13 protein-coding genes are annotated in these 15,593 nt (G+C 54.8%); 4 read left to right on the forward strand and 9 right to left on the reverse strand.

Going from position 1 to position 15,593, the window contains the following annotated elements:
- Position 1: 1 nt before the first annotated feature.
- The 7 genes from moaA to OCV58_RS03555 all read right to left on the reverse strand — a co-directional run bounded on the left by moaA (position 2) and on the right by OCV58_RS03555 (position 7,384).
- On the reverse strand, positions 2 to 967 hold the full coding sequence (moaA, locus tag OCV58_RS03525; RefSeq protein ID WP_154876965.1) for a GTP 3',8-cyclase MoaA: 966 nt from the start codon (positions 965 to 967) through the stop codon (positions 2 to 4).
- The gene (gene moaC / locus OCV58_RS03530) at positions 964 to 1,455 is read right to left on the reverse strand and encodes a cyclic pyranopterin monophosphate synthase MoaC (protein ID WP_154876966.1); all 492 of its coding nucleotides are present in this window, start codon (positions 1,453 to 1,455) and stop codon (positions 964 to 966) included. Before moaC ends, moaA begins: the two co-directional genes overlap by 4 nt.
- 8 nt (positions 1,456 to 1,463) lie before the next feature.
- Positions 1,464 to 2,483 (reverse strand): molybdopterin-binding protein, encoded by a 1,020-nt coding sequence (locus tag OCV58_RS03535; RefSeq protein WP_154876967.1) that lies wholly within the window; start codon positions 2,481 to 2,483, stop codon positions 1,464 to 1,466.
- The gene (locus OCV58_RS03540; protein WP_267312777.1) at positions 2,480 to 2,866 is read right to left on the reverse strand and encodes a winged helix-turn-helix domain-containing protein; all 387 of its coding nucleotides are present in this window, start codon (positions 2,864 to 2,866) and stop codon (positions 2,480 to 2,482) included. Before OCV58_RS03540 ends, OCV58_RS03535 begins: the two co-directional genes overlap by 4 nt.
- Positions 2,867 to 2,975: 109 nt before the next feature.
- On the reverse strand, positions 2,976 to 3,410 hold the full coding sequence (locus tag OCV58_RS03545) for a hypothetical protein (RefSeq protein ID WP_154876968.1): 435 nt from the start codon (positions 3,408 to 3,410) through the stop codon (positions 2,976 to 2,978).
- Positions 3,411 to 3,416: 6 nt separating this feature from the next.
- Positions 3,417 to 5,552 (reverse strand): autotransporter outer membrane beta-barrel domain-containing protein, encoded by a 2,136-nt coding sequence (locus tag OCV58_RS03550; RefSeq protein WP_267312778.1) that lies wholly within the window; start codon positions 5,550 to 5,552, stop codon positions 3,417 to 3,419.
- Positions 5,553 to 7,075: 1,523 nt separating this feature from the next.
- Positions 7,076 to 7,384 (reverse strand): hypothetical protein, encoded by a 309-nt coding sequence (locus OCV58_RS03555; RefSeq protein WP_154876970.1) that lies wholly within the window; start codon positions 7,382 to 7,384, stop codon positions 7,076 to 7,078.
- 500 nt (positions 7,385 to 7,884) lie between these two features.
- On the opposite strand from OCV58_RS03555, the gene OCV58_RS03560 reads away from it, so the two are divergent.
- The 4 genes from OCV58_RS03560 (at position 7,885) to OCV58_RS03575 (ending at position 13,012) form a co-directional block, all read left to right on the forward strand.
- Complete coding sequence (locus OCV58_RS03560) at positions 7,885 to 8,982, forward strand: molybdopterin-guanine dinucleotide biosynthesis protein MobB (RefSeq protein WP_267312779.1); 1,098 nt, start codon at positions 7,885 to 7,887, stop codon at positions 8,980 to 8,982.
- Positions 8,983 to 9,069: 87 nt separating this feature from the next.
- Entirely contained in the window at positions 9,070 to 11,271 is a 2,202-nt protein-coding gene (gene fdhF / locus OCV58_RS03565) for a formate dehydrogenase subunit alpha (RefSeq protein WP_154876972.1), read from the forward strand.
- Positions 11,264 to 11,758 carry a 4Fe-4S dicluster domain-containing protein gene (locus OCV58_RS03570; RefSeq protein WP_107195844.1) on the forward strand — a complete coding sequence of 165 codons (495 nt, stop codon included), beginning with the start codon at positions 11,264 to 11,266 and terminating at the stop codon, positions 11,756 to 11,758. The genes fdhF and OCV58_RS03570 overlap by 8 nt, the downstream gene beginning before the upstream one ends.
- Before the next feature lie 24 nt (positions 11,759 to 11,782).
- Complete coding sequence (locus OCV58_RS03575) at positions 11,783 to 13,012, forward strand: molybdopterin molybdotransferase MoeA (RefSeq protein WP_154876973.1); 1,230 nt, start codon at positions 11,783 to 11,785, stop codon at positions 13,010 to 13,012.
- Positions 13,013 to 13,068: 56 nt separating this feature from the next.
- Here OCV58_RS03575 and OCV58_RS03580 read toward each other — a convergent pair whose 3' ends face one another.
- Both OCV58_RS03580 and yqeB read right to left on the reverse strand, forming a co-directional pair.
- Positions 13,069 to 13,695 (reverse strand): formate dehydrogenase accessory sulfurtransferase FdhD, encoded by a 627-nt coding sequence (locus OCV58_RS03580; protein ID WP_267312780.1) that lies wholly within the window; start codon positions 13,693 to 13,695, stop codon positions 13,069 to 13,071.
- A gap of 70 nt (positions 13,696 to 13,765) precedes the next feature.
- A complete protein-coding gene (gene yqeB, locus OCV58_RS03585; protein WP_154876975.1) occupies positions 13,766 to 14,632 on the reverse strand; it encodes a selenium-dependent molybdenum cofactor biosynthesis protein YqeB in 867 nt (288 codons plus the stop codon).
- Positions 14,633 to 15,593 lie beyond the last annotated feature (961 nt).

The following is a 15,593-nucleotide window of genomic DNA, read 5'->3' on the forward strand; positions in this document are numbered from 1 at the left end:
ACTAGCCTCCAATTTCATTCATAGCCTTTCGTTCCGTCACGGCCTGGCCCTGTCCAAAGCAATGCCGGGCCGGCTTGCGGAGTATGGCCTGTTCTATGGCCTGCGCCAGCAAGCCTTCCCCTTGGCCGGAACGGGCAGCTGCCCGTAAATCCACGCCGTCGTCATAGCAGAGGCAGGGCTTTAAAAACCCCGTGCTCGTCAGCCGCAGGCGGTTGCACTGTCGGCAGAAGACATGCGAATTAGCCGCGATCATCCCGATATATCCCTTCAAGCTGCGGCTGGCGTAATACGCCGCCGGGCCGTTGCCCCGTCGAATCGGCAGGGGCGCTAAATCGGGATAGGCGCCGCGCAGGACCGCCAAGGCCTCGTCGGCGCTGCCGCCCTGCTGGTATGCGCCGCAGCCAATGGGCATGAGCTCGATAAACCGCACGTCCACCGGCAGCTCTTCTGCCAGGCGGGCCAGGGGCGCAAGCTGCTCCTTCGTATCAGCCAGCAGGACGGCGTTGATTTTCGTCGGCAAGCCCAACGCCGCGCACTGCCGAAGCGCCTGCAGCACCTCGGGCAAGGCGTCGACGCCCGTAATAGCCTGATATTGCTCCTTGTCCAGGCTGTCCAGACTGATGTTTACGCCGCCTATGCCGATGCGCCGCAGCTCCGGCAGCACTTGCGGCAACAGCCAGCCGTTCGTCGTCACCGTCACGGACTCAACGCCGGGAAGTCTCCGCAGCTCCCGTATAAAGCCGACGGCTCCCTTGCGGACGAAGGGCTCGCCGCCTGTGACCTTGAACTTCGTAATCCCGACGCGCAGAGCCGCCCGGCAGATTTCGACGATTTCCTCATAGCGCAGGACGTCGCCGTGCCCCACGGCGGATATGCCGTCGGGCATGCAGTAGCGGCAGCGCATGTTGCAGCGGTCCGTAATCGAAATGCGCAGGTAGTCGATACGGCGTCCTAATGTATCTATCATAGGTCATCCTGTCCGTCAAAAGAAAAATACCCGCTCTTGCCGCCGATTTTTTCCAGCAAATGAATATCCCTAATCACCATCCGCTTATCGACGGCCTTGCACATATCGTATATCGTAAGCAGAGCCGCCGACGCGCCCGTCAGGGCTTCCATTTCCACGCCCGTCTGCCCCTGGCACTTGACGGTGCAGCGGCATTCGATGGCTCCTTCCTCGTCGTGAAAGATGAAATCGACAGCGCATTTGCTTAAATTTAATATGTGACACAGCGGGATGAGCTCGCTCGTCCGCTTCGCCCCCATGATGCCGGCGACGCGGGCCGTACCGAGGACGTCTCCCTTGGCAATGTTTCCGGCTGTTACCGCCTCATAGCATTCCCGGCTCATGACGATGCGCCCGGCCGCCGTCGCTTCTCGCGCCGTCGCAGCCTTACCGCTCACGTCGACCATGACGGCGTTTCCCTTATCGTCTATATGGGTAAACCGTTCCATAGTTCCTCCTATTTTCCAAAACCGCAGTTCGGGAAGGTACATACGGGGCAGTTCAGGCACAGCCCACCTTCGCCGAGGCGCGCCAGCTCATCGGCTTTGATTTCCACGCCGGCAGCCAGCGACGGCAAAACCAAGTCAAAAATCGTCCGCTTGCTGTACATGACGCAGCCCGGCAAGCCGAGGACGGGGCGGCCATCGTCCATATAGGCCAGCAAAAACATCGCCCCCGGCAGCACCGGCGCACCGTACGACACGATGCGCGCCCCCGTATTCTTGATAGCCAGCGGCGTTTGATCGTCGGGGTCTACGCTCATGCCGCCCGTGCAGAACACCATATCGACGCCCTGAGCCAGCATATCCTGAATCGCCGCCGTAATGGCCACCGGGTCGTCAGACAGCGTGACGTGCTGCGTTACGGCGATGCCGTATTCGGCCAGCTTGTCTTTGATGACCGGCGTAAACGTATCGGCAATGCGGCCCTTATACACTTCGCTGCCCGTCGTGACGACGCCGGCCGTCCTGGCCGTGAAGGGCGCGACGTTAAACAAGGACTCCGTTCCAGCCGCTTTCTTAGCCCCTTCCATCTTTTCCTTGGAAATTACTAGGGGAATGACCCGCATCCCTGCCAGCACATCGCCTTTTTTGACGGCAAAGCCGCCGTGACGCGAAGCGATCATCATCTCTCCTAAAGAGTTTACGGCCTGCAGTCCCTGCCGGCGAATCGTAAGCAGGCCGTCGCAGTCGGCGACGAGCTCGATTTTCCCTTCCTTCGCCTCCGTAGCGTGCATATTCACTCCCAGGGAAATGTCCCGCAGTATGGCCGCCGCATCGTTTTCGTGAAGCATCGAGTCGTCGCACTCCCATATATATACGTGCTCCTTGCCGACAGACAGCAGAACGGGAATATCTTCTTCCCGAATGATATGGCCCTTGCGGAATACGGGCCCTTTGGACACGCCCTTTATAATTTGCGTAATGTCGTGGCACAATACGTGACCGATCGCTTCTTCCGTCTTGAGTTTCTTCATAGCTCCACCTCTCCTGCTCTTAGTTTTTCCAGCTCGCTGCGGCTGAAAAAGCGGTCGAACTGTTCCTCCGCCACGGCTTTGACCGCTTCCTCCATGTCGTCGTACCGCCGCAGTATTTCCTCTCCCTGAACGGTCAGGACCGATCCGCCGCCGCGCCTGCCGCCGACGCGGCATTCCGTCAGGGGAAATCCCCAGATACGCTCAGCCTCGCGGATGACCGTCCAGGCTTTGGAGTAGGACATATCCATCTGCCGCGCCGCGCCCTGCAGGGAACGGCAGTCCCGCACACCTCGCAGCAGAGCCGCCACGCCGGGGCCAAAGGCTTTTTTATCGGCCATGATACGCACCGTCACCTTGCAGTGCAATTCGCTCTCTTCCATCATAAAATTCTCCTTATCGTTATTCTCGTATACGAATATCGGACTCTATACCCAGTATAAACGAAAACGCCCGGACAATCAACTTGTCCGGGCGTTTTACACGCCGTCTTATTTACGGTGTTACCCTGTAGGTCTGTACGTTTTTTCTATGCAAGGAAAACCATTGCTTGCGGCAATCGGCGCTGCAGAAGGCCGTTCGCCTGTCCTTGGCGTCCCGTATTTCCACGAGGACGCCGCAGTTCCGGCAGCGGAAGGCGTGCTGTACGGGCTGGGACTCCACGTTTTTGGAATGTTTCCAGTACAGCCGCTCGCAATGGGGCGAGCAGAATTTTCTCCGCTTATCCGCCCCTTGCGTCACGACGACCCACTTGCCGCAGCGGATGCAGCGGAAGGAGCGCAGCACCTTTCCTCCGGCTCGCTGAGACGGCGGCGCTTCGTCCCGATGGCGGTAGGCGTAGCGCCGGCAGGACGCACTGCAGTACCGCTCCGTCGCGCGGTGCGCCGTAAAGACCTTGCCGCAGACCGGGCATTTCGCTTCCCGTTCCACTGCTCCTTAGACCTTCCAGTTCATGCCAAAGTTGAACTGGTACGTGTCTTCATTGTCGTTGCCGATGGATTTTTCCATGTCCAGGTACATATAGGTGCCCTTGCTGAACTGGTGGGAGAAGCCGAGGCCGATGTCATACCACGTGCCTTCGTTTTCATAGGTCGTGCTGAGGAGGCCTGTGGCGTCGCGGGCTTCAATGTCCTGATCGCCGAGGAATTCATGGAGCACGTCGGCCTTGATGTAGAAGGTGCTCTTTTCGCCGACGTCCTTACCGAGGCGGAAGCCGACGCGGCCAATCAAGCTGTCGATGGCGTCGAGCTGGACGTGCGTATCCTGGCTCGTCGTGTAGTCAGCATCGGTGACGTGAGCGTACTGGATCTGGGCCTGAGGCTCGATGTACCAGTTATTGCCCAGGTCTTTCTTGCGACCGTATTCGGCGCTGGCCGAGTAGACAAAGTTGCTGTAGTCGCCGGTGACTTTTTCGCCGAGGGTTCTCGTGTACAGTTCGAAATCGTTGGACAGTCTGCCGAACTTCAATACGTAGTCCGTGTAATGGCCCTTATTGCCCAGCCACGTATCGTAGAACCAGATGCCGCCGCGGCGAACGTCGCCTTCACCGGCTACGTTCTTGTAGTCCGCCGTGCCGCGCATGTAGTCGATGGCCACGCCCTGCCGGTGTTCACCGTCTTCGCGGTCGTTCACCCGCGTATCGTAGCCCAGTTCCATCATGGTGTTCATACTGCGGAAGGCATCGGACTTGCCGATACGGTCATGACGCATACGAACCCAAAGCCCTTCGTCGCCGTCGATGTAGCGAGCTTCGCCCATGCGTTTGTTCAGGCAGTCCATGTATACGGCGTTGGAGTAGTTGACACGTGACATAGCTACAACGGTCTTACCAGCGTCAGACGTCGTATCGCCAGACGACGTACGGGTTAAATACCAGTTCGTACCATCAGTATACGTTTCATCTACATATTCATCGCCTGGTTTCATTTCTGTAAATTCAGTGCCATTATAGCCCGTATTTTCCGCGTCGGCCGTCGTGTATTTTTCATTTTCAATAGTAAGAGCCATATCCATGACACCGATATCCCGCATCATAACGCGCGCTTTATTTTCATATTTTTCATATCCATTTTCGCCTTCATACTGGCCTACGAAAGATAATTTATCCGTCGAGGCGTTTACCGTGGCGAAACGGATTTTTTCTCCGTCAGCCATGTCTTCCACACCCGTAAGGCGGTTAATAAATACGGTTTGTTCTCCTGCCGAGGCATTCGGGTCTTTGATGTACAGCATATCGCTGACGTTATGGTTATCATGGTTCAAGTCCATAACAAAGGTATGGTTTCCTCTAATCGTATCGACGTGTACGGCATGAGACGTCGTATCTTCATTATTGCGATTGCGCATGTCAATCGTACCGCCGTCGCCGTCCAATTGGGTCAGCCAGCTTTGCCCCGTGACAGCCCAATACGAACCGCTGCCCATCGTGAGGTTGACTTCGCCGCCGCGATAAATCGTACTGCTGAACGCCGGGTTGAAGAACTGGATATGCTCGTCATTTACAATCGTATCGTTGGCATCACCATAATCATCCGTACGACCTACCAACGAGCCGCCGTTGCCGAGGTTGACATTCAGCACGCCGTTGTTACCGGCAAGAAGGTTGCCCGTAATAGAAATACCGGCCGAATTGCTTCTCGTCGTCGCAGCCTGCGGCGCAATATCTACTTTTCCGGCATAGGCCGACAACACATCACCGGTAATAGAACTGCCTGCGCCGTAATTCAACGTTACTTTAGCCCTCTCTCCGTCTTCAATCGGAGTATTGAAATCTTCTTCCCCTAGATTTACAGCCGTACCAGCAGCAATAGCAATGTCCGCGCTGTTATGGGGCTGAAGTGCAGACGTTTCTGCGTACCGGTCCGTACTAATAAGCGTACTGCCGTTGATTTCAATATTCGCGCCTTCATAAGCCCAAATTGTTCTTTCTAAAGTCTTATCATCAGCTGGATTTTTAGCATACGTTCTAAATTCGTTCCAATCGCCAGATACGGTAATATTCGCACCGTATTCTGCATATAAAGATGAAACAACATCAGTATCATTAAATTTGTTGCTTTTATCGTTTTTCAAATCGCCAGCGTTGTCAATATCCGACGCAGAATAGAATGTATTGATCCGGGATTGGATTCCATCTGTTTGTCCTTGTACATTAATTTTCGACTCGTTGCCACTAGCAAAAAGTGACCCGGACAATGTATTCTGATTCCCTTGTAATGATACCTGACTGCCTTGTATAGAAGAAATCGCCATGCCGTCGCCAAAGCTGCCATTGATAGTTTGACCCGCAGAAATATCGTTTTGCGCCGCCGACAACGTTACCGTACTCTTCGTGGCGCTTGTTACAATACTTCCGTCGTCACTTGTAATTGCATTTGCGCCTGCGGAAATAGCCGTTTGGGTCCCAACTACAGCATTCTTAGATTTGGCCGTAACATGGACTGTACCGTTTTGGGCATTGATACCAATTTCACTGTCGTTTACCGTATATTCTTGACCAGTTGTTTCATCAATATATGTGGCAGATTTACCAATAATGTTCTCGTTTTCTGCCTGTACATTAACTTTACTATCATATTCTTGTTCTACTAAAATACCAGCCTGGCTGCCGGTGATAATATTATCGTTATCAGCAATAATATCGATAACACCATTGTCGTTTTCATCTTGCTCAGCAGCATCAACCCCGACATTCTCGCCTACTAACTTATTATCTAATTCAGAGAAGTTGTCCAATAAAGATATACCATTGCTATTTGCCGCCGTTGCTTGAATAACAACATGGCCGCTCCCTTTTAGATATACAGCCGTATTACCTGTAATTGTATTACTGCTATTATTAGCCATAACTGTCAGAGCACCGGCTTCTACATGAAGGTCCTTATTAACGCCGCTAATCGAATTGCCTTGTTCGTTAGCAGTAATAATGACCGTCCCATCATCACTCTTGCTATGCATATTAACGCCATCATCACCAGCATTAATCGTATTCTTCCCACCTATTACGCTAATAGTGCCCTTACCTTCAAGGCGAACGCCATCACCATCATCGGCCTTAAAGCTATTACTTACTCCTGCCTCTATTACAACGTCTCTATTATCACGGTGATCAATCCCGTTATTTCCTGACTGAATCGTATTGTTTTCCATTGCGTGCAACTTCACCGCATAGTCATCTTGATTTACAAGCTCATCGTTATTCTTTCCCGTATAAATACCATCACTGGTTACGTTAATGACGTTGTCCTTCCCGTATAACAAAACCTTGCCGCTATTCCCTTCAGCTAAATTAATCCCATCTCCGCCGTCCTCTTGGTTCTCCTTAGCAGTTAGCGTATCAGAAGTTATACCCTGATCCGTAATCATATTGGTACCATTCTCCGCATTTAATTGTATATCCGCGTGATCTTCTATAGTAATCCCATTACCACCTTCTGAATTACCTTGATTAAAATAAATAAGATTGCTCCCAATATCAGATGCCGTTAAACTAATTGTATGCGTATCATCAGCATCAGTAGTATTTTGAGTCCGCATACCGCTCTCAGCAGAATTAATAATATGGCCTCCAACAGTACTAATTTTTACGTCTCTCCCTATGACATCTGTAAGATAGATAGATGCATCACTCTCTTTACTATTTCTAATGGTAAGGGCCCCCCCTTAATAACAACAGCTTCTTTTTCTCCCGGGCTTACAAAACTTCCTATAATCGTTTTATCATTTCCATCTACATCAACAAGAACATATCCATCCGTCCCTTCTTGTTGGTCAATATAATACTTTTCAGTATCATATACGTCCTCCGTAGGGACCAGTTCTGGTATCGCCATGCCCGTCGTCCAAAGGGCCATGCTCATGGCCATGCCCAGCAGCACGGCCTTTCGTAATTGCTTTTCTTTCACGCTATTTTCCTCCTTAGCAAATGCTATTGCATACCTAAAAAACTACTTACATACGCAGCTGTCCTCCGTATGACAAAGGGTATGCTTCGGGAAAATGGCACGACAAAACGGCAGAACTTGCGCTCTGCCTGTATGGATATGCTATATACAACAGGGCAAAAACTCCCTGCGTTTTCAGGTCACATCTATTATATAATTCGTACCCCCCCCCCCCACCGTATATGGTTTCACATAATTATACCGATTGGTATGATGTGCAGCTGTTTGGCATTCCTGCCTACGGAACCGGACAGGTTTTATATTCGTTCACCCCCATTCTGTTACATTTAATTACGATATATCATAATTTTACTACGACTTTAGAGGTGTACGCAATACTTTTGCAAGACATTTTAGTCATATAGCCATACAGGTATCCTGTAATACTCTATCTTTCCCTTTTTCCGCATCTTATAGTACTATAGACATACTACATGAAAAACGCAAAGGGGGAATCTGTCTTGACGAATACAACACGTACCGTTTCACTCGGCCTGGTCATCCTGGCCGGCGGCCGCAGCTCCCGCATGGGACGCGACAAGGCGGCCCTGCCGTGGCGCGGCGCGACGCTGCTAACTGATTTGCTGCTGCGCAGCCAAGGCGTCGCCTTTGATGAAATCGTCGTCTCGGCCAATAGGACTCCCGACCTTTCCTCCCTTCCGCCGGATCTGGCTGCACGCATTATCGTCGTCGCTGACAGTTTCCAAGGCTGCGGTCCCCTCGGCGGCATGGAAGCGGCCTTCCGCGCCTGTACCTGCTCGTACTGCCTCGTCTTGTCCGTCGACCTGCCTTTTTACGATTTCTCTCCTGTGAAGCGGCTCCTGCCGGAGCTGTCTCAAACATCGCTGGTCGACCTATTCCTTCCTATGTCCGAAAACAGGCCTCAGCCTCTGGCCGCCATATACAAGCGAGAGGCGGCTCTCGAAGCCGTGCAGGCAGCCTTGGCCGCGGGAAAACGCCGCGTCTTATCCATTGCCGACGCACTGGCTGTCCGCATCCTCGACGACGCAGGCGCGCTGATTCTATATGAAAACATCAACACGCCGTCGGCTTACAAGGACGCCCTGGCCATCGACGCCAACCGCCGCCGCGCCGTCCCCGTCGTCTCACTCTCCGCCGCCCGCTCGGGAGAGGGCAAGACCAGCCTCGCCGTGCAGGTCATCGCCGAGCTGACGCGTCGCGGCTATGCCGTCGCCTACGTCAAGAGTACTCACCATCGCCGCTGCCGGGAAAAAATCGGTTCCGATACGGACAGAGCCGCCCAAGCCGGCGCAGTCCAAACTCTACTCTGCAGTCCCGACGACATGGCCGACGGCGAAGGCAAAGAAGAGGCCCTCCTGCGTCTGGCCCAGCAGATGGCCGCCGATGTAGCCATCGTCGAAAGCCGCAGCCACGGCCCCTTTCCCGTCCTCTACATCGACGGCCCAGAGCCGCCGCCAATGCGTCCCGACCACATCACAGCTGTAATCGGGTACGGCAGCGATCCTTCCTTCCGCTATATCGCGCCGGCACACATCGACAGCCTTTACAGCTATATCTTATACCTGACCACATCCTGACAGTGCTGCGACAAAGTATTTGCATATTCTCGCTGAGAATACTAAAATAGATATATTAAGCATTACTATGTAAGAAAGGAACTGCCTATGTCAGCCTATAAAACGATTACTACGGTCTGCCCGTACTGCGGCGCAGGCTGCGTCATCGACTGCACCGTCGATACGGAACATAACTGCGTCGTCGAAGCCAAAGGCTCTCCCGACGGCGTCAACAACGAAGGCCGCCTGTGCCTGAAAGGCCTCTACGGCTGGGATTATCTCAACGACCCACAGATTTTGACCCGCCGCCTGCGCCAGCCCATGATCCGCAAATTCGGCAAAAGCTCTCCCCTCGTCGAAGTATCGTGGGACGAAGCTATCCAATTTGCCGCCGAACGGCTCAAGGCCATCATCAAGGCCTACGGCCCCGATACAGTCATGGGCGCCGGCTCGGCCCGCGGCCCGGGAAACGAAGCGGCCTATATCATGCAGAAATTCATGCGCGCCGTCGTCGGCACGAACAACGTCGACCACTGCGCCCGCGTTTGACACGCTCCATCTGTTGCCGGGCTCGGTGAGTCCGTAGGAGAAGGGGCGATGTCTATCAACATCCCCGAAATCGAAGATGCAGAAGTCATCTTCAACATCGGCTACAACGGGCCGGCGTCCCATCCCATCGTCGCCCGCCGCATTGTACGGGCCAAGAAGAATGGCTGCAAGATCATCTGCGTAGACCCCCGCAAGACCGAAACGGCCCGCATCGCCGATATTTACCTGCCCATCAAGGGCGGCACCAACATGCTGTTTCTCAACGCCATGGCCCACGTCATCGTCACGTCGGACCTGGTAGACCACGATTTCATCAAGGCCCACACGACGGGCTTCGAGGAATATGCGGCGGAAATTTCACAGAAAAAATACGCCCCTGAAGCGGTTTCCCTCGCCACAGGCCTGGCTGCCGGCGACATCCGCGCCGCTGCCCGCCTATTTGCTTCGTCGAAGCATACTATCACCCTGTGGGGCATGGGCGTAACGCAGTTTTCCCAAGGCGTAGAATGCGTCATCGCCTGCTCGAACTTAAACCTCATGACGGGAAATTACGGCCGCCATGCCTCCGGCGTCGGCCCTGTCCGCGGTCAGAACAACGTCCAAGGCACGTGCGACATGGGCCTGCTGCCCAACAATTATCCCGGCTATCAGCCTGTCGCCGATCCGCAGGTGCGGCAGAAATTTGAAAAGGCCTGGGGCCGTCCCCTGCCGTCTAAGCCCGGCATGATGCTGACCCAGGTCCCCCACGCCGTGTTGGAAGAAACGGATCCGGCCAAGAAAATTCACGCCTACTACATCGTCGGCGAAGATCCGGCCCAATCGGACCCGAATTTGGCCGAAGTCCGGGAAACCTTGTCCAACATCGATTTCGTCATCGTGCAGGATATTTTCTTCAACAAGACCTGCGAATACGCCGACGTCATCTTCCCGGCTACGGCCTGGGGCGAACACGACGCGGTGTACACGTCGTGCGACCGCCGCTTCCAGCGCGTCCGCAAGCTCGTCGAGCCCCAAGAGGGCTGCCTGACCGACTGGGACATCACGTGCCGCCTGGCAACGGCCATGGGCTATCCCATGCACTACGCCGACACGGAGCAGATATGGGATGAAATGCGCCGCTTATGTCCCAAATTTACCGGCGCGACCTATGAAAAAATCGCCGCCAACCACGGTGTCCAATGGCCCTGTACGTCGGAAGACCCGTCCGACACGGGCACGCCGATCCTCCATGAAGGCGGCCATTTCGCCACGGCCGACCACAAAGGCTATTTCTACTACTATCCCTATACGCCGGTCCGCGAACGGGAAAACGCCGAATATCCCTTTTCGCTGGCTACGGTCCGCGAGGTAGGACATTATTCGGTCCGCACCATGACCGGCAACTGCCGCGTCCTGGCCGGCCTGGCCGACGAGCCGGGCTACATCGCCATGAACACCGAGGACTGCCGGAACCTGGACATTACGGAAGGGGAACTGGTCAATGTCGTCTCGCCGCGGGGCCATACGATTACCCGCTGCCTGCCGACGGACCGCGTATCTCCCGGCTCGACGTACATGACCTACCAATGGTGGATCGGAGCCTGCAACGAGCTGACCACGTCGGTCCTCGACCCGAAAAGCCGCACGCCTGAATTCAAGTACTGCGCCTGCCGCATCGAAAAAATCCAAAACCAGAAAGGCGCCGAATTGTTCATCAAGCGGCGGTACGAAGAAATCCGCGCCCGCATGGGCGTATCCGTCAAAGGAGAAAACCATGTATAAACACGTCAAAGTCGACCCGGTTCTATGCATTGGCTGCAATACCTGCATGGCCGCCTGCGTCGTCAGCCATACGGGCAAGCGCATCTTTTCCATGGAGCCGGACAGCTACGATTTTACGCCGCGCATCCGCATCGTGCGCACCAGCGACGTCACCAAGCCCATCCACTGTATGCAGTGCGCCAATCCGCAATGCATGGCAGCCTGCCCCTTCAACTGCATCTTTTTCGGCGAGCGCACTATCGTCATCGACGAGGACGCCTGCCGGGGCTGCGGCAAATGTGCCCGGGCCTGCCCATTCGGGGCCATTACGATGACCCGAATCGTCCACGGCAACACCCAGGGCCGTTCCTTCCGCCTGGTGGCCTTAAAATGTGACCTTTGCGCCAATACGATCAAAGGGACGCCGGCCTGTATCGACGCCTGCCCGACGGAAGCTCTCTCCCTGTTTGAGCCGCCGCCTCCCCGCAAAAAGAAAAAGAACACCTGATATATGTGACAGGAGAGTATCATCATGAACGCCCTCACGCTGGCCGAAGCCGCCGCCCTATGGCGCGGCGTACTGGCTCATACGACGCATACAATAGAATATGTCCCGCCCGATACGGCCTGGGGCCGCATTGCCGCCGCCGACATTTGCGCAGCTCATCCCTATCCGCCCTATCGGAAATCTCCCTTTGACGGGTACGCTCTCTGCCTGAACGGAAAGGAGCGTTCCTACGAGGTCGTCGCCACCATCGGCGCCGGCGATCACTATGACGAGCCCGTCCTTCCCGGGCAAGCCGTGCGCCTCATGACGGGTTGCGCCGTGCCGCACGGCTGTCAGGCCGTCGTCATGCAGGAGTCCGTCCTCCGTCGGGGAAATACGATCGAATTGACGACCATTCCCCAGCCCGGCGACAATATCATTCCCATCGGCGAGGAATGCCAATCCGGCGGAGTACTCCTGCCCCAGGGAACATACCTGACAGGCGGAGCCGTATCGGTTGCCGTCGCTATGGGAAATACGGCGATTCCCGTGTATAAAGACGTCCGGGTACTCCTCGTCACGTCAGGACGGGAACTCGTCATGGCCGGTGAGGAACGGCAATACGGCCAGATATACAACTCCAACGCCTATCTATTTCAGCAGCTGCTGCGCGATGAAGGAATCCGCAGCGTCGCCTTCTGCCACGTCAGCGACGCGCCGGAAAGGCTGGCTTCGGAAATAAAGCGGGTACGGGAGCTGGCTGCCGACGCCGACCTGATCCTGTCGACAGGCGGCGTTTCCGTCGGATTGTACGACACCATGCCTCAGCTCTTTCAGCATCTGGGAGCCAGAGAGCTATACCGGCGCATCGCCATGAGGCCCGGCTCGGCGTCGTACGGCGGCCTCATCGAACGGAAGGGCGGCAACGCCGTGCCCGTCCTGGGACTGTCGGGAAATCCTTCAGCAGCATTCAACGCCTTTCATCTCCTGGCCGTCCCGGTGCTGCGGCAGCTCCGCGGCGAAAAGCGCGGCGATTTCCCCGTCGTAACCTGCCAGCTGAACGGAAATTTGACGAAGGAAAATCCTGTAGACCGATTCGTCCAGGGACGCCTTTCCTTTGTACAAGGCCAGCCGGTATTCACGCCGAACCACGTCGTCACATCCAGTGCCCTCTTGGGGATAAAGGCGGCAAACGCCCTGGCCCTGCGCCCCAAACACTCGCCGCCGCTGACCGAGAGAGCGGAAGTTCCCGTCCTGCTGCTGCGGCGAATATAACGATACAAAATAGACCTATGCACGCTGTCAAAGGCTGCATAGGTCTTTATTTTGTATTATTTAACAAGAATGCGTTCTTCATGAGCAAAGACGCGGAGCGATTCGTTCCGCAAGGCGCAGACCAGCGTAAGGCCCAGCCGTGCCGCCGCTTCAATGCCGGCGCTCGTCGCCATGGCCCGCGAGGCGATGCACGATACGCCGAGGGAGCTGGCCTTTTCCGCCACCTGCTGCGGCACGCGGCCGCTGAATACCAAGACGGCCTGCGACGTGTCTATATTGCGGAGATATATTTCGCCGGCCAAACGGTCCAACACATTATACCGGCTTACGTCTTCTGCATAGGCCAGGACGACTCCATCCTGCACGAGAGCCCCTTCATGAACGCCGTGAGTCATATGATGAGCCGCCGATAATTCGTCCAGCAGCGTGCCGTACGAGCATAACTGCTCGGCCGTAACGGTCATGGCTTTCCGGCTGTTCGCTAAGGCCTGTTTGACGCCGACGACGGCAATGGATATACCGCGAGTTTCATAGCAGGCACGAACGGCCTGACCGTTTTCTATCAGGCCCTGCTGCAGGCAATAGCCGATGGCCAATACGTCCAGCTCGTGAGGCGACGACGTCATATGGCGTACACAATGGCCATTCAGCCACAGATCCCATACGATTTCGTCGGAAATCATAGCCGATGCCGCCTCTGTGCCTCCCTTTCGATACAGCAGACACGGATACTCCCGGCAAGATGATGTCTGATTACCCCTCATGTCCCGTCTCCTGCCTTTTCCACCCTTCCAGCCATAACAAGGCCGTCACGACGGCGCCGCCGATACAGCGGGACTTGTCAGAAATGGTAAAGCAATTTTTCACTTCCTCCTGCCGCGGGTCAATATCGGCGATTTTAAAGCCTTCGATGACAGGATAGGAATCTCGAATCAAGCCGCGAACCAATCCCGTCAAAGACGCCAGCACAGGTACTCCGTCATCCAGACTCGGGACATATCCCTCAGGCAAAGCTTCCTTCGTAATAACTCCCAGAGGCCGCCTTTTTTCGACTATGCTTCCGATGCGGACGAGACCGTAAAAGCGGCCCGCCGCCGGACTGTGGATGACCCGTTCTTTTCCATAGCCGCCGATCAGCCCCGGCACACCCGTGTTGGCTTTGGCTTGTCCTTCCAATATAATGCGCCCCAAATCGTGCCCTCTCATCGTCTCAATAACGGCGTCCACGTCGACGCCGGCCGTAAAGCCTGGCCCCAGGGCGACGACATGGCGCGCCATTTCTTTATTCGTACCAAGATTCCGCTTTGCTAAAATAGCATCGACAACGGCCCAGGGCTGCAGCTCCGCAATAGAGCGGCCCTTAGGGTCGATGACAACCGGGACTTCGCCCTTGCTCCAAGCCTTCTCGATAGCCTTGCCGCTGCGGCAAAGACGGGCCGTAAGGTCTTCGACAGACGCCGTTTCATCATATACGGCTTCCGACAAGGCGACTTGCCGCCGAATCGCCGACGGGTCGGCCACTTCCAACACTAAGAGGGAAAATCCAGCCCGATGCAAGGCCTGGATTGTGCCGGTCGCAATATCGCCGCCGCCGCGGACAATAACGAGTTTATCTTTCATGGAGATGATCTATCCTTTCTCTTTGTTTTGTATGGACAGTTAGATTCACAAGTAATTAAACTCATTGTATCATACATTTGTAAGGCGCGACATATAGGAAAAGTCGTCATGTATGCTGAAAGGATAAAAAGGCCCATATACAAAAAAAACGCATACATATCGTATACGTCTCCTGCTGGTGGTCATCTCATGTATCCGTCACTTTTATGCGTCGTGCTTATTTGTTCAGGGTATCGCCCTCAGGGCTTCGAATTGACAGTTTTTGCCACATAGGTATGACATACCTCAAAAGATAAGAAGCCGCACATATACAAAAAAAGAACGCATACATACTGTATACGTCTCCTGCTGGCGGTCGTCTCACCTATCAGTCGGGTCTGCACACAGGAATACTTCTTCATGACATGTGCTGCTCACGCACGGACCCGACATAAGTGACTCACACTCGTTTGCGCGTCGCTGTCTATCTATCTAGTGTATCTCCATCAGGGCTTCGAATCGGCAGCCTTTGCCACAATAGGCCTATCAGCCCTCTATCTCATGTGTCCCGATTCGAAGTAAGCGACTCACTACCGTTTGCGCGTCGCTGCGCTCCTTCAAACGGTGTTCCCTGCTTATGCTTATCCCAGGGACCTGGAAGGATAGGAAGCTGCACATATACAAAAAAAGAACGCATACATATTGTACACGTCTCCTGCTAACGGTCGTCGTACCTATCAGTCGGACCGGCACGCATGCATATGTTGCTGTCACATATCCCGTTTACGTCAGCGGTCCGACATAAGCGATTCGCACAGTTTTGCGCGTCGCTGTCGCTCCTTCAAAACTGGCTCTCTGCTTATCCCAGGGCTTGCCCTGGGTGCTAGGATAGAAGATGCTGATTACAAAAAGAGAGCAGTGCCAATGCACTGCTCTCTTTTTGTAATCAGCGGCTTCCTATCCTCCCAGGGGGCCTCCCCCC

This window comes from Megasphaera stantonii, assembly GCF_025567065.1.
In the GTDB taxonomy this organism is placed as follows: domain Bacteria; phylum Bacillota; class Negativicutes; order Veillonellales; family Megasphaeraceae; genus Megasphaera; species Megasphaera stantonii.

Bases quoted from the DNA above. Each gene is read 5' to 3' on its own strand.
- moaA (WP_154876965.1), bottom strand. From the start codon at position 967: ATGATAGATACATTAGGACGCCGTATCGACTACCTGCGCATTTCGATT.
- moaC (WP_154876966.1), bottom strand. From the start codon at position 1,455: ATGGAACGGTTTACCCATATAGACGATAAGGGAAACGCCGTCATGGTC.
- OCV58_RS03535 (WP_154876967.1), bottom strand. From the start codon at position 2,483: ATGAAGAAACTCAAGACGGAAGAAGCGATCGGTCACGTATTGTGCCAC.
- OCV58_RS03540 (WP_267312777.1), bottom strand. From the start codon at position 2,866: ATGATGGAAGAGAGCGAATTGCACTGCAAGGTGACGGTGCGTATCATG.
- OCV58_RS03570 (WP_107195844.1), top strand. From the start codon at position 11,264: ATGTATAAACACGTCAAAGTCGACCCGGTTCTATGCATTGGCTGCAAT.
- OCV58_RS03575 (WP_154876973.1), top strand. From the start codon at position 11,783: ATGAACGCCCTCACGCTGGCCGAAGCCGCCGCCCTATGGCGCGGCGTA.
- OCV58_RS03580 (WP_267312780.1), bottom strand. From the start codon at position 13,695: ATGATTTCCGACGAAATCGTATGGGATCTGTGGCTGAATGGCCATTGT.
- yqeB (WP_154876975.1), bottom strand. From the start codon at position 14,632: ATGAAAGATAAACTCGTTATTGTCCGCGGCGGCGGCGATATTGCGACC.